The organism is Zunongwangia sp. HGR-M22, from assembly GCF_027594425.1.
GTDB lineage: Bacteria > Bacteroidota > Bacteroidia > Flavobacteriales > Flavobacteriaceae > Zunongwangia.
Genome location: NZ_CP115159.1, coordinates 2,789,021 through 2,804,972, shown reverse-complemented (window position 1 = coordinate 2,804,972; position 15,952 = coordinate 2,789,021). Strand labels below are relative to the sequence as shown.

General features: G+C 36.2%; 7 protein-coding genes. All 7 read left to right on the top strand.

Going from position 1 to position 15,952, the window contains the following annotated elements:
• The first annotated feature begins 24 nt into the window (after window positions 1-24).
• The 7 genes from PBT91_RS12215 (at window position 25) to PBT91_RS12185 (ending at window position 15,864) form a co-directional block, all read left to right on the top strand.
• Window positions 25-2,436, top strand: a complete 2,412-nt coding sequence (locus tag PBT91_RS12215; RefSeq protein WP_270058746.1) for a pectate lyase family protein — start codon at window positions 25-27, stop codon at window positions 2,434-2,436.
• 8 nt (window positions 2,437-2,444) lie between these two features.
• The gene (locus PBT91_RS12210) at window positions 2,445-4,460 is read left to right on the top strand and encodes an aceric acid hydrolase (protein ID WP_270058745.1); all 2,016 of its coding nucleotides are present in this window, start codon (window positions 2,445-2,447) and stop codon (window positions 4,458-4,460) included.
• Between the two features lie 318 nt (window positions 4,461-4,778).
• Window positions 4,779-8,132, top strand: coding sequence for a SusC/RagA family TonB-linked outer membrane protein (locus tag PBT91_RS12205; RefSeq protein WP_270058744.1), 3,354 nt, complete (start codon window positions 4,779-4,781; stop codon window positions 8,130-8,132).
• A 19-nt stretch (window positions 8,133-8,151) separates the two neighbouring features.
• On the top strand, window positions 8,152-10,116 hold the full coding sequence (locus PBT91_RS12200; RefSeq protein ID WP_270058743.1) for a RagB/SusD family nutrient uptake outer membrane protein: 1,965 nt from the start codon (window positions 8,152-8,154) through the stop codon (window positions 10,114-10,116).
• A gap of 73 nt (window positions 10,117-10,189) precedes the next feature.
• Window positions 10,190-11,908: a pectate lyase family protein gene (locus PBT91_RS12195; RefSeq protein WP_270058742.1), complete on the top strand. Its 1,719-nt coding sequence runs from the start codon at window positions 10,190-10,192 to the stop codon at window positions 11,906-11,908.
• 4 nt (window positions 11,909-11,912) lie between these two features.
• Window positions 11,913-14,021, top strand: coding sequence for a DUF3826 domain-containing protein (locus PBT91_RS12190; RefSeq protein ID WP_270058741.1), 2,109 nt, complete (start codon window positions 11,913-11,915; stop codon window positions 14,019-14,021).
• Between the two features lie 136 nt (window positions 14,022-14,157).
• Entirely contained in the window at window positions 14,158-15,864 is a 1,707-nt protein-coding gene (locus PBT91_RS12185; RefSeq protein WP_270058740.1) for a pectate lyase family protein, read from the top strand.
• Window positions 15,865-15,952 lie beyond the last annotated feature (88 nt).

The following is a 15,952-nucleotide window of genomic DNA, read 5'->3' as shown; positions in this document are numbered from 1 at the left end:
TTTAAGCTTATACTTATGTTAGTTATGAGTCTGAATATGGCATGTGAAGCACAAACTTCACTAGATAAAAAAGACTTTCGAACTTTAAAAGTAGATTTAGATTTTGATGGAAGGAGACTCAAAGAAGTTAATGATCCTTTATATAAATCATGGGTTATTGGAGAAGAAAAAAAGTTAACAAAATCCTTCGATGAAACCAGCATTACTTTCGAAGGAGATCTTAAGTCAGGTTGGTATAAAGCTGGTATACAAGCTCCTAATTATGCACAGCTGGTAAGCGATGGATTAGTGGCTAAAGGATCTTTAACCATGACTATCTCTGGTCTTAGAAAAGGAAAACACACATTACTTACTTTTCATAATACTTTCGATAGTCCGGAGGCAACAACTTTTGCTCCGATTAGCATATTTGTCAATAACGAAAAAGTAAAAACGGTGAAACCATCAAATAGGACTGATGCTACTGTTAATTCAGCCATGGCTTATATAAAATTTGAAGTTGAGGATGATAAAGCAGTTACCATAAATTTCGAGGTTGATAGTAATAGTGATATTGAAAACGATATTTTAGTTCTGAATGGATTTGAACTGGATGGTCAAAATATGATGAATCAGGCTCGAAGCCCATTTCCGGAAAACTCTGACGAGCACGTTGTCATTGATGACCATTTAAATTTAAAGTGGAAATCTCCTAGCGGCATCAACAGTCATAGATTATATTTCGGTACTAATCAAGATAATATTATAGAGGCGTCCGAAGATTCTGAAGAATTTCAAGGTGATTTCACCGATAATAATTTTGAAGTATCCGATCTGTATTCTATGCAAACATATTATTGGAGGGTAGATGAAATCGATGAAAATGGAGATTTAACTCGAGGTGAAGTTTGGTCCTTCAAACCTGCAAAATTAGCTTTTCCAGGAGCCCAGGGTTACGGGCGATTTGCAATAGGAGGTCGTGGAGGAAAAGTTGTTGAAGTTACTAATCTAAATGATGAAGGTGAAGGTAGTTTAAGATATGCCGTAGAAGAAATTAATGGTCCCAGAACTATTGTTTTTAATGTTTCTGGTAATATCGAATTAAAATCACGTTTGGTGATTAGCGATAAATATGTAACCGTTGCAGGGCAAACTGCCCCGGGTAAAGGAATTACAATGTCCAGAGCTCCAATAGGCTTAACAGGGGATGATGGTATTCTGCGATTTTTGCGGGTTAGAATTGGAGCGGGAAGAACCTATGATGGTATGGGGTTAACCGGTGCAAATCATAGCATTATTGATCATAGTTCAATTAGTTGGACTATAGACGAGTCTTTTAGTTCGAGAGGAGCACATAATATTACATTACAGCGTACTTTGATCTCTGAAGCTTTAAATATTGCTGATCATGGAAAATATGAAGGAGGCAAAATGCATGGATATGCGGCAACTATTGGTGGTGATATTGGAAGCTTTCATCATAATCTTCTGGCTCATAATTATGGAAGAAATTGGAGTTTAGGTGGCGGATTAACGGGAAATGGATATTATGCGGGTCGGCTAGACATTCGAAACAATGTGGTTTACAACTGGGGACATAGAACCACCGATGGTGGTGCGCATGAAGTTAATTTCGTAAATAATTATTATAAACCGGGACCTTCAACAGATTTATTTTTCGCTTTAACCATGGATCATGAAGGAGTAGGATTGGGTTCTCAAAAGGCATATTTTAAAGGTAATGTGATGCCTGGAACATTCGGACTGGAGAATCAGGAAAAAGGAAGACGCTCAAAAATTTCAAATGATGAAATTGTAGACTATGAAACGTTTGTTGATGAGCCATTTTTTCCATCCTATGTAGAAACACAACCCGCTACTTTGGCGTATAAAATCGTATTATCTGATGTTGGATCTAATTTACCTTTAGATAATCATGATAAAAGAATTATTCAGGAAACTATAGATAGTACTTATAAATATAAGGGTAGTATTAGCGGACTTGCCGGTATGATCGATACAGAAGAAGACGCCGGTGGATGGGAAGAATATCCCGAAGAAACTAGACCTGCCGATTGGGATACAGATCACGACGGTCTACCAAACTGGTGGGAAAAGGCGAAAGGCTTAAATGTAAATTCAGCTAAAGGAGATTTTAGTGAAGCGAATTCAGATAGCAATAAAGACGGATTTACCGAACTTGAAAATTATCTTAATTGGCTTGCTGAACCGCATTATATTGGTGAAGCCGAAAAGAAAATAGATATTTCTGCAAAAGATCTATTTAAGGGCTTTGTAAAGTCACCTAAATATTCTTTGATTGAAGGTTCGGCAAAAATCAAGAATGATATAATCTCGTTTTCTAGTAAAGAAAAAGGATTTCATGTGTTGCGGGTCAAGGTTACCGATGCTGATGGAGATTCGATGACTAGAAAGATTAATATTTTAATCCAATAACGATATCTATGAATAAAATAATTTTTTTTGCTGGACTTATAGTTTCCACATTTGGCTTTAGCCAGGGAAAGGGGCTGGTGGCTAATAGTGAAAGTCCTTACTCAAAATTAAAAAGTGTAGGACTTGCTGATGTTGAGTGGACAGAAGGTTTCTGGAAAGAGCAGCTTGATGTCGAAATAGATAATACATTACCATATATGTGGAAATTGTATCATAATGAAGAAATAACTCATGCATATAGAAACTTTGAAATTGCCGCAGGTCTTATGAAGGGGAGGCACGATGGCCCTTCTTTTCATGACGGAGATTTTTATAAAGTTTTTGAAGGAATGGCAGCAACCTATGCTTTAACGAAAGATGAGAATCTAAATAAGCAAATGGATGAAGCCATAGCAATGATAGGAAAAGCACAGCGAGAAGACGGCTATATTCATACTCCCGTAGTAATTGAAGAAAAATGGGGAACGCTTGGCGAAGAATATTTGCAACAGCAGCTTGGATTTGAAAAGTATAACATGGGACATCTCATGACTGCAGCTTGCGTTCATTATCGTGCCACCGGTAAGAATGATTTTTTAAATATAGCGAAAGGTGTAGCTGATTATCTCTATGATTTCTACAAGAAAGCATCACCAGAATTAGCACGTAATGCTATCTGTCCATCTCACTACATGGGGGTAGTAGAAATGTACCGTACAACCAAAGATCCCAGATATCTAGAGCTGGCCAATAATTTAATCAATATCCGTGGAACTACAGATGATGGAACAGATGATAATCAGGACCGCATCCCATTTCGTGATCAAACAGTTGCTATGGGACATGCTGTAAGAGCTAATTACTTATATGCAGGTGTTGCTGATTTATACGCAGAAACTGGGGAAGAAAAGTTACTTGAAAACCTTAAGTCTATTTGGGAAGATGTTGTTTATCGTAAAATGTACATAACCGGGGCTTGCGGTGCATTGTATGATGGGGTTTCTCCAGATGGTACCTCATATAATCCAGCAGAAGTACAGAAAATTCATCAGGCTTATGGTAGACCTTACCAATTGCCAAATGCTACAGCGCATAATGAAACATGTGCAAATATTGGTAATGTATTATGGAATTGGAGAATGCTTCAGATCACTGGAGAAGCAAAATATACAGATATACTTGAGCTGGCTCTTTATAACAGTGTTCTTTCAGGAATTAGTTTGAAAGGAGAAGAGTTTTGTTATAATAATCCACTTAATGTTTCTAGGGATCTGCCTTTCGATCAAAGGTGGGGTAGTAAAAGAGAAGGTTATATCACGTTATCAAATTGTTGTGCACCAAATGTAACCAGAACGCTAGCTGAAGTTAATAATTATGCATACAGTCTAGCCGAAAACGGAGTTTATATTAATTTATACGGAAGCAATCATCTTAATACGAAAACTAAAAACGGAGATCAGATAATAATAGACCAAACTTCAAATTATCCATGGGACGGAAAAATAGAAATTAATATACAGAAAATTCCAAAAACTAGTTTTTCCTTAAATCTTCGCATTCCCGGCTGGAGCAGTGATGCAGTTGTAAAAATTAATGGAAAAGAATATACAGATGAAATCAAATCAGGAACCTATTTGGAATTAAAGAATAACTGGAAATCGGGAGATAAGATTGTTTTGAACTTACCCATGCCCGTAAAAAAAATGGTCGCCAATCCATTAGTTGAATCAGCAAAAGGACAGGTAGCAATAAAAAAGGGACCTATAGTTTATTGCTTGGAATCCAATAGTGAAAATTTATGCCAAAGCGTTAATTCGGTGAGTCTTGATTTGCAAACTAATTTTGCATCAGATTTAATTTCTATCGATAATAGGAAAATGATGGTATTGAATGCAAGAGCAACGTGTGCAATAGAAGATTGGGACAATACATTATATAGACCTTTGAATACTGAACAGGCTTCCGAAGTTAATATACAGATGATTCCCTATTATGCGTGGGGTAATCGCAATTTTGAAGAAATGAGCGTCTGGCTTAAACATTAATAAATCTTAAAAAAATTGTTATAGAACTTTAAAAATTTTCTAAACTAAATTTGATCTGTAATATTATTAGGTTACTAAGTAATTATTTTAAAATCTGATAATTTGTTAATTTAAATTGGTGATTTAAAAGATATAAGCAGTATAGTGCAGGATAGGTTTTAGAATACTCTAAGATATATTTGAGTTAAATTAAGTAAATAGAGTTTTACAAAGTGTAAATACTGTTAATCTTATTTAAACTTTGAAAATTTACGAAATCGATTGAATTTTTTAACTAACAATTTTTTAACAATTATTAATAACAAAAATCTAATACCTATGAAACAAATAACTACAAAGGTATTTACAATTTTTCTTTTTTTCTGTGCAGGTCTCATTTATGCCCAAGATCTCGGTGATCAAAGAACAATATCTGGTAATGTTACAGATAGTGATGGAGAAATTTTACCAGGTGTAAATGTGTTCGTTAAGGGTACTCAAAATGGAGTAGTAACGGATTTTGATGGGCACTATACCATTAGAGCTTATGGTAGAGATACGCTGGTTTTTTCATTTATTGGAATGAAAACCACTGAGCGCTACATTGGAGGCGAAAGCAATATAGATGTTGTTCTAGAAGATGACAACCAGCAACTTGACGATGTAGTAGTGGTTGGTTACGGAACTCAAAAAAGACAGAATATTACTGGTGCTGTTGAATCAATAGAACCGGATGCTGTTCAAGATTTACCGGTTTCTAACTTATCAGAAGCATTAAGAGGACAAGTTACGGGTCTATCAGTTTCTGGGGGATCTCGAAGACCTGGAGATGCAGCAAGCTTGCAAATACGTCAAACTTTTGGTTTCTCCAAAGACGGAAATTCTCAATTACCTCTTATTGTGATTGATGATATGATACAAGTGGATCCACAGACGAATCAACCTACTTTAGAAACTCTTAACCGTCTCGACCCTTCTGAAATTGAAAGTATCACTATTTTAAAAGATGCCTCAGCAGCTATTTATGGGGCTAGGGCGTCACAAGGAGCTGTTGTCATAAAAACCAAAAGAGGACAAATAGGTAAACCTACCTTTAATTATTATACTCAGCTTTCGGTAAATGATGCTATTAGTCATAGTAAAACTATGAGTGCTTATGAATATGGAGTTTTTCACAATAGGTATTTGAAAGCTGATAACCGAGACAATGATGGTGCTAATTTATTTTCTGATGAAGAATTAGCAGAAATGAGAAGTCTGAATTACGATTGGTTGGATAAAGCATGGGAGTCTGCTTTCCAGCAGAGACATTCTCTAAATGTAAGCGGCGGGACTGAAAAGGCAACTTATTTTGCAGGTGTAACTTACTTTACTCAAGAAGCTAATTTAGGCGATCAAGACTATGATAAATTTAATTTCAGAACAGGTATCAATGCGAAAATTTCAAGTGATTTAGATATTTCAGCTTCGATATCTGGAAACTCTGGAAATATGGAAAGATCTTTTACAAAAGCTACTGCTAATATAAACGATAGCAGTTATGGATCAAAAGCTGGTGGTGGAGAGCAGGGTGATTACGGATATTTACTTCATATGCCAAAATACATTCCTATAACTACAATGGTAAATGGAGAAGAGTATTATATGTCTCCTTTTCCACGAACGGATCGTAATCTTCAGAGCGCCAACACCAACAGAACTATAGCCGGATGGAACTATTTCGCTACACTAAACAATGGATCTAAACAAACTACAGAAGATTTTTCTTATAATGTTAATGCTTCTGTAAATTATAACGTACCATTTATTAAAGGACTTTCTATAAAAGCAACTTACGCAAGAAGTGAGTTTACCGATTATACGGAGCAAATCCAATTGCCTTATACTTTGGCTCGAATAAAAAATTATAATAGTGAAGGGAATCATTTAGCTAGCGCGGCCGAGGATAGTGATTATAAAATTGAAGAGAATCAGCGTAATTCAAGAGTATTTTATAACAGTTCTAGGAGTGAAAGTACTCAGACAAACTTATTTGCTAATTATACTCAAACATTTGGTGAACATGATATTAGCGCCATGGTATCTATGGAACGTTCAGAATCGAGTTATAAATCGACTAGATTAGCTTATGAGAATACATCTTCAGATTATCTGGGCACCAACCAAACAGCAGGAACGTTATCAGATAACTCTACAGCTTTTAAGGGAGAGTCAGGTACATTATCTTATTTAGGACGAGTTAACTATAGTTTCAGAGATAAATATCTTCTACAATTTTTATTTAGAAGTGATGCATCAACAAAATTTGCTCCAGAAAATTATTGGGGATTTTTTCCTTCTTTTCAAGCGGGATGGATTATGTCTAAAGAATCATGGTTTGAAAACAATATAGATTGGGTTGATTTTTTCAAAATCCGATATTCGGTAGGAAAAACTGGGAAAGACAACATAAAACCATGGCAATGGGTTCAATATTACGACATCTATGTTGATAAAGGTTTTCAATTTGGAAACAATGGAGGTGAGCTAGGCGGAGCATTATCTCCAAAACTTAATCCCAATAGAGATTTAAGATGGGATAAAACCATTAAGCACAATTTAGGTTTTGATATCAATGTTTTAAATAATCGTTTAAGTTTGGGAACAAATTTTTACTACGATAAGACAACTGATTTATTAGTAAATACGGCAAGTACAGCGGGTGTGCCCATTTCGATAGGAGGTGGCTTTGCTGAACAGAATTACGGAGCAGTAAATGCATGGGGTGCAGAATTTGCTGTCAATTGGAGAGATAATATAAAAAGTGATATTAGTTATAATATTGGTGTCAATTTCGGTTTTTCAAATAACGAAGTTCAAAAATATCCAGAGGGTGCTGTAGAACATCCATCTTACAACGTAGTCAAAGAGGGTGCCTCTCTTTATTTTCCATCATGGGGATTTAGAACTTGGAAAGGAACCTCGACTGGGGATGGGATTTTAAGAACTGATGAAGATATTCAAAATTATTGGAATTATCTAAGTTCTAATGCATCTTCATCTGGAACAGAGCCAAGTTATTTAGGAATTACAGACGTGGATGGATTACGAAAGGGTATGTTAGTTTATGAAGATGTTGGAGGAGCTTTTAATCCAGAAGATGAGACGCAAGCCGATCCCGATGGTAGAATCGATAACAATCTTGATTATGTGAAATTAGATGATAATAATCGATCATATGGATTTACTACTAATTTAAGGTTCGATTTCAAAGGATTTTATGTAAGAACTCAAATTTCAACATCTTGGGGTAGTTATCAGGAATTTGATCGGGTAAAACAGGGAACCTCTTCTTCTCATAATTTCTGGGCACATGAAAGTTACTGGACAGATATGTATGATGAAGACAATAATGTTGATGGCGCATATCCGAACTTAGCATTTTATGATTCGAGTTCATTTGGTGCGAATTCAGACTTCTGGCAGATAAACACTTTCAACGCTATGGTAAGAAATTTAACCTTAGGATACCAAATCCCAAAGAAGTTACTTTCAAAAATCAATGTTCAAAGTGCGTCTATTGGAGCAACTGGTAATAATCTGTGGTATTTTAATAATCCTTATCCAGATAATTATAGAAATATGTATGACAATTCATATGTGGATTATCCAACTTTAAGAACTTGGTCACTCAACTTGAATCTGTCCTTTTAATAATTCAAAAAAATAGTTTATGAAAACAAAAATAGACATCTATATATATTTATCGTTACTATTAATTTTTTCCTCATGTAGTGATGATTTTCTTCAAGAAAAAAAGAATTTTGGTCAATATGATGATAGTTTTTATGAAAGTGAAGAACGAGTAAATTGGTATTTAAACAATATCTATTATGATTATTTTCAAGGATTAACATCTCCAGTTAATAGCATAATTGCGGAATGGTCCAATAAATCTAATCTTACTGAAGAAATGGGCGGCATAAGTGATCTTATAAATCCAACAGTTACATTAAGTAACGCAGATGAAGGATCTGGATATTACGGTACGCGATTAGAAAATAAACTGAAGAATGAACCATATCATCGTATAAGAGATATAAACTCGTTGTTAGAAGAAATAGATATAAAAGGAGAGACATTGGATGAGGATTTTAGAGCTGGGATTAAAGGACAAGCTTATTATCTAAGAGCTATACAATATTTCGATCTTATGAAAATTTATGGCGGTGTTCCTTTAGTAACCAGTGTTCAAGAAGCAAGTGAAGATGAAAGTTTAAAAATCCCTAGAGCTAGTACTACTGAAATGGTAAACCAGATTGTTGCAGATCTTGATATGGCGGCGTCTTTACTTCCATCTAATTGGGATGGTAGTGAATATGGTCGTTTTACAAAAGGAGCCGCTTTGGCTCAGAAGTGTAGAGTACTTTTAACGTATGCTAGCCCATTATTTAATAATAATTGGGAGAGTAGCGAACGATGGCAACAAGCACTTGAGGCAGGTTTACAGGCTGAAACGGAGCTTTCTTCCGCTGGATATGGCTTATATGGCAACTCTGCAAAAGATTGGGAAGAAATGTTTTTGATCGATAACAGCTTTAACCCTGAAGCGATAGTTGTACAACTTTTAGGTAGTGGTGATTCACCAGTAATTCTAAATAATTCTTGGGAAAATGATGTTAGATTAACTAATCAAGGAGGATCTGGAGGTCTTGAGGCTCCAAAAGAAATGATAGACCTGTTTCCGATGTCAGATGGAACTATGGCAACTACAGCGAACGGCTATGATGATTTTTTATTTTTTTTAGATAGAGACCCTCGTTTCTATAGAACATTTGCATTTTCAGGAAGTAAATGGACTTACAAACAGGACTCAGATCTTGTTTCTAATTATGTTTGGGCCTATCGTTGGTTTAAAATTGAAGGTGATATCCGGAATGAAACTTTTAGTAATAATAATCGCGTAGCAAGTCCTGCTTTTGTTCGAAAAATGTCGAATCCAGAAGCATCCAATGAAAGTTCATTTGAATATTCAGGTACAGATATTATAGAATACCGCTATGCTGAATTGATCCTTAATATCGCAGAGGCTTATGCAGGAATAGGTGACCTTAATAATAGTGTTCAATACTTAGGGAGAGTTAGAGATCGAGTTGGTATACCTTCTAGTAATAATTATGGTATAGGTCAACTAACCGATAAATACGAAGCCCTAAAGACATGTTTGTATGAGAGAAGGGTTGAACTAGCTTACGAAGGTAAACGTTTTTGGGACATAAAGAGATGGATGCTTTATAACGACGATGCCAGCGCAAATAATAGTACCTGCCAGAAGCTTGGTCTGCAACCAATAAACGGTACCAATAGAACTGGTCACTATCTTCAATATAGCCAAGATGCTACAACAGAGGATCCTCTTGAAGATGTTCGTACAGATTTTGGTGTAGATCCAGATTCAGAAGATTTCAAAAATCAATTAGATGAGTTAGCCGATTTTTACTCAAACAATTTTGAATTAGCCGAACTGCCTACTCCTTTTGACAATGTTAATGGCAATGAAGTTAATATAGACTGGAAACAGCATTATTACATTATGGGGCTTAGATCAAATGTTTTAACTCAAAATCCTTGGTTGGAACAGACTACTGGATGGAAAGATGCCTCTGGAGCAGAAGGTACTTTTAATTGGAAACAATAAAAATCTTTTGTAATACTAAAAGCTGTTATGAGAATATCTTGTAGCAGCTTTTTAAATTTAGCAATATAATTCTATGAAACAGAAATCAGTTATTTTTATAATATTAATATCTATAAGTCTTTCTACTTATGCGCAATATCCAAATCTTACAGAGGAAGATCGACAACGTGAAAAAAATATAGTTGAAAATGCCCACAAACATTCAGATAGTGCCTGGAAGGTAGCAGAAAAAATAGTTTTAAAAGAAGCTAGAGAAGGAAAGCCCTATATTCCTTGGGCTGCAAGACCTACAGATCTGCCTCAGGCTAAAATACCAGCATTTCCTGGAGCTGAAGGTGGAGGGATGTTTACTTATGGAGGAAGAGGAGGTAAAGTACTTACCGTGTCAAATCTTAAGGATAGCGGAGAAGGATCTCTTAGAGCAGCTTTAGAAGTTGGTGGAGCGCGGATAATAGTATTTAATGTGGCTGGAATTATAAAATTAAAAACACCTCTGATAATAAGAGCACCCTATGTAACCATTGCAGGTCAGACTGCTCCCGGTGATGGCGTTTGTATTGCAGGAGAAACAGTTTGGATAGATACACACGATGTAGTTATAAGGCATATGCGTTTTAGAAGAGGAGCTACAGATGTTTCAAGAAGAGATGATGCTATAGGAGGAAATCCAGTTGGAAACATAATGATAGATCATGTTTCAGCAAGCTGGGGATTAGATGAGAACATGTCTATGTATCGACATATGTATAGCCCAGGAGCAGATTACAAAGATGAAAAATTACCTACAGTTAATATTACTATTCAAAACAGTATTTTTTCTGAAGATTTAGATACTTATAATCATGCTTTCGGAAGTACCCTAGGTGGGGAAAATTGCATGTTTACAAAAAATTTATGGGCTAGTAATGCGGGTAGAAATCCATCGATTGGCTGGAATGGAATTTTCAATTTCGTGAATAATGTTGTTTATAACTGGAAGCATAGATCAATAGACGGCGGAGATTATAAAGCAAGCTACAATATTATAAATAATTATTTTAAGCCAGGGCCTATTACCTCAAGCGAAGACAGGGTTGGTCATCGAATATTAAAACCTGAATCTGGTAGAAGTGATCTTGATACAGTGGTATTTGGAAGAGCTTATGTTAATGGGAACATAATGAAAAATTATCCTGAAATTACGGCGAATAACTGGAATGATGGTGTTCAGATTGAAGGAAAAAATGGAGAGTTAATGGATTATGTAGAGGCTAGCAATTATTTTCCTTACATGAGAGCTAAAGAATCAATGCCTATGCCATGGTTAAGAAATATTATGACAGCTGAAGAAAGCTATTCATTTGTTTTGGAAAACGTAGGAGCTACTCTACCAGTGAGGGATGCGGTTGATAAGCGTGTGATTAAAACGGTTAGAACAGGAGAGGCTATTTATGAAAAAGAAGTAAATCCAGAATCATTTTATCAATTTGAGCACAGAAGATTACCAGCAGATTCTTATAAGCAGGGAATTATTACAGATATTAAACAAGTAGGCGGATTCCCAGAGTATAAAGGAAAGAAATATTTAGATTCCGATAAAGATGGTATGCCAGATGCATATGAGAAAGCTGTCGGTCTTAATCCCAATGATGCTTCTGATGCTACTAAAGATTTAAATGGAGATGGGTATACCAATATTGAAATGTATATAAATGGATTAGACCCAAAAAAGAAAACTGACTGGACCAAACTAGAAAACAATCATGATACTCTTGCCGATTTAAAGAATGGTCTGAATGAATACAAAAAATAAAAAAATGAAGAAAATACTTTTTTTAATATTAAGTATGCTTTCTATCTCAACTACTATTTCACAGGAGAATTTAGACCCTGAATATATAAAGGTAACTAATGAAAGAGCAGAAAAAATAGTGGCTAATATCTCTATAGAGAACGAAGCTGAAAAATCACAAGTAAAAAATACTATTGCAAATCAATATCGCTCTATTAGTCAAATTCACGAAGAACGAGATAGAGAAATTGAAGAAATTAAGATAAAGTTACCGAAAGATAAATATCCAGAGAAGTACGAATTAAAAGCCCAGGAAATTAGAGATAATTCCGACAAAAAAATAGCGAAATTGCATAGATCATTCTTAAAAGATTTATCAAAGTACTTGGACGAGGAACAAATCGAACAGGTAAAAGATGGAATGACTTACGGTGTAGTTCCAAAAACGTATCGTGCTTTTCAAGAAATGTTACCGGAACTAGCTGAAGAAGAAAAAGAGTTTATTCTAAAAAATCTTAAAGAGGCCAGAGAGAAGGCTATGGATGCCGGATCTTCCCATAAAAAACATTGGTGGTTTGGGAAGTACAAAGGAAAAATAAATAATTATTTATCTTCTAGAGGATATGATCTGGCGAAAGCCGGGGAAGAATGGCAAAAGAGAATAGATGAAGAAAAGAAAAAACTGGCATTGAGAGAACCACCGCACCCTCCACGTTTACCTGAAGAAGTTATACCAGCCTTTCCCGGAGCATGGGGAGGTGGCATGTTTACTTCTGGTGGTAGAGGAGGTAAAGTTATTGCTGTAACCAATCTTAATGATAGTGGACCTGGTAGTCTCAGAGAAGCACTTGAAGATAGTAAACCGCGAACTGTTGTTTTCCGAGTAGCAGGAACCATAAAAATAGATGAAGATCTAAATATAGATTATCCAAATGTTACAGTAGCTGGACAAACTGCTCCTGGTGACGGTATATGTATAGCAGGTACATTAAATATAAATACGCATAATGTAATACTTCGGCACCTTAGGGTACGACGCGGTGTTTCATCTGGTGGACAGGGAGATGATAATATTGGTGGTAATCCCGATCATCATATTATTATAGATCATTGTTCAACAAGCTGGGGGATGGATGAGAATATTTCCTTATACAGACACATGAGATCATCTTTAGATGGTGAATTCCAAATAAAAGACCCTTCAGAAAATATTACCATACAATGGACAATTTCTAGTGAAGCTTTAGATGCAAAAGGTCATGCATTTGGTGGAACTTGGGGGGGCAACCCTTCTACATTTCATCATAACCTTTTCGCAAGTAATACAGCAAGGAATCCATCTATAGGAATGTCAGGTAATTTTGATTTTAGGTATAACGTGATTTTTAATTGGGGGCATCGATCTATTGATGGAGGTGATGAAACTTCTATGATCAATCTAATCAATAATTACTTTAAGCCAGGACCGGCTACTAACGAAAACATTAAGTCAACTTTTGCCCGTGTAGAGGAAAGACATATGTATTCGCCTGGTAGTGCCTGGGCAGACGGAGGTTGGTATCCTGAATCTCCAGACCGTCCAGGAAAATGGTTTGTGGATGGTAATGTGATGCATGATAATAATATCTTAACCGAGAACAATTGGAAAGGTATTCGTGGGCAGAGCATAGATATGGAAAACGTTGAACAACTTAAGATTATGGCTCGAGTAAATACACCATTTGTTGGATGGCCTGTTGCTCCACATCATTCTGCAGAAGATGCTTATGAAATGGTGTTAAATAAGTCTGGAGCTACTTTACCTAAAAGAGACCCTGTAGATGCAAGAGTTATTGATATGGTGCGTTCAGGAAAGCCAACCACGTCCACTGGAATTATCAAGAATATTTCCGAAGTAGGCGGCTATCCTAACTTATCTTTCGATCCAGATGAAGTTCCAATAGATTCGGATGGTGATGGAATGCCAGATGATTGGGAAATCGAAAATGGTTTGAATCCGAACGATCCTAGTGATGGAGCCAAAGATCGGGATGGTGATGGATATACTAATTTGGAGGAATTCCTAAATGGAACAGATCCGAATGAAAAAATTGATTATCGTAATTTAGGTAATAATATCGATACTATTAGTTAATTTTATTTAAGTATATTTATTAAAGTCCCAAGAATAATTATAAAATATTTTAGGGACTTTTTTATTATACGAGTAAGTGCAGGATACTTTACTTACATGTGAAAACTATATTGCATAAAGAATCTAAATAGAATACATGCTTTATAGACCTATCTATTCAACAATTATTATCTTGTTTAATCTAATATCATTCGTTTCACTGGCTCAGTATCCAGAAATCCCAGAGGAAATGCAGGCTAAGACTGATGCCTGGATGACTAGTGAAGAAGAACGTTTGCAAGAATTATGGGATAATAAAATTTACGATATCGTTAGAGCTGAGGCAAAGAAGGGAAGACCTTATATTCCTTGGGGGTCTCATCCTGGAGATTTTATAAAAGCTGAGATTCCGGCATTTCCCGGCGCAGAAGGTGGAGGTTCTTTTACACCGGGTGGTCGAGGAGGAAAAGTATTTGTAGTAACCAGTTTAGCAGATAGCGGTGCAGGAACTCTAAGGGAAGCTTGCGAAGCCGGTGGCGCGCGAACCATCGTTTTTAACGTGGCAGGAATCATTCAGCTTGAAAAACCCATCAGTATTCGGGCACCTTATGTAACAATTGCGGGGCAAACAGCTCCCGGAGATGGCGTTTGTATAGCTGGAGAGACTTTTGCGATCGATACGCATGATGTAATCATTAGGCATATGCGATTTCGTAGAGGAGCTACGGATGTGACCCGTAGAGATGATGCTCTGGGCGGCTCACCAATGGGAAATATAATGATCGATCATGTTTCAGCGAGCTGGGGACTTGATGAAAATATGTCTCTTTACCGAAATATGTTTAAAGCAAATAAAAACTCCGATAGGGAGAAATTGCCTACCTCAAATTTAACCATTCAGAATAGTATTTCTTCCGAAGGTCTTGACACCTATAATCATGCCTTCGGAAGTACGATTGGCGGTCTTAACAGTACATTTGTTCGTAATCTTTGGGCAAACAATATCTCGCGGAACCCATCAATAGGGATGTACGGAAGTTTTAATTTTGTAAATAATGTGCTTTTCAACTGGTGGAACAGGTCTATTGATGGTGGGGATTACCGCTCTCAATTTAATATTATCAATAATTATTTTAAACCCGGGCCTATTACGCCAAAGGATCAACCAATCAGTTACCGTATTCTGAAACCGGAATCGGGATATCTGGACCCTAAAACTTATGGTAGGGCATACGTAGCTGGAAATGTAGTGGAAGGTAATCCTGATGTTACACAGGACAACTGGAATGGAGGAGTGCAACTGGAAGATATTTCAGAAGATGAAAAAAATGATCGCTTCGAATACATTAAGCAGGATAAAATGTTCTCTATGCAAAATGTAGAAATGATGGCTGCGGAAGAGGCATATGATTTCGTTCTTGATAATGCAGGTGCAACTCTTCCAAAGCGTGATGCTGTAGACGAAAGAGTGATAAAAATGGTTAGGACGGGCGAGATTAATGCCCCTGATGGATTGGAAACAAAAATTGGTACAGAATTCATCAATAGAAGACTTCCAGCCGATTCTTATAAAAAAGGAATTATTACCAGACCCGAGCAGGTTGGCGGATACCCGGAATATAAAGGTAAACCTTATACCGATTCTGATAGTGATGGGATACCAGATGCCTGGGAAAAGAAATTTGGATTGAATCCAAACGATGCGTCAGATGCTGTTGGAGATATTAATGGCGATGGATACACCAATATTGAAAAATATATCAACGGCATAGATCCAACTAAAAAAGTAGACTGGACCAACTTTGATAATAACGTAGATACCCTGGCTAAACTAGATGGTGGGTTGAGTCAGTATAAAAAATAACGATTTAAACTTCGCTAAATTCCCTGGTTACTAGTATGTACAGGATGCAATACGTTAGTGATTTTTCTATTTTGTATTCCAATTCAAG

Bases quoted from the DNA above. Each gene is read 5' to 3' on its own strand.
- PBT91_RS12185 (WP_270058740.1), top strand. From the start codon at position 14,158: ATGCTTTATAGACCTATCTATTCAACAATTATTATCTTGTTTAATCTA.
- PBT91_RS12215 (WP_270058746.1), top strand. From the start codon at position 25: ATGAGTCTGAATATGGCATGTGAAGCACAAACTTCACTAGATAAAAAA.
- PBT91_RS12210 (WP_270058745.1), top strand. From the start codon at position 2,445: ATGAATAAAATAATTTTTTTTGCTGGACTTATAGTTTCCACATTTGGC.
- PBT91_RS12205 (WP_270058744.1), top strand. From the start codon at position 4,779: ATGAAACAAATAACTACAAAGGTATTTACAATTTTTCTTTTTTTCTGT.
- PBT91_RS12190 (WP_270058741.1), top strand. From the start codon at position 11,913: ATGAAGAAAATACTTTTTTTAATATTAAGTATGCTTTCTATCTCAACT.
- PBT91_RS12195 (WP_270058742.1), top strand. From the start codon at position 10,190: ATGAAACAGAAATCAGTTATTTTTATAATATTAATATCTATAAGTCTT.
- PBT91_RS12200 (WP_270058743.1), top strand. From the start codon at position 8,152: ATGAAAACAAAAATAGACATCTATATATATTTATCGTTACTATTAATT.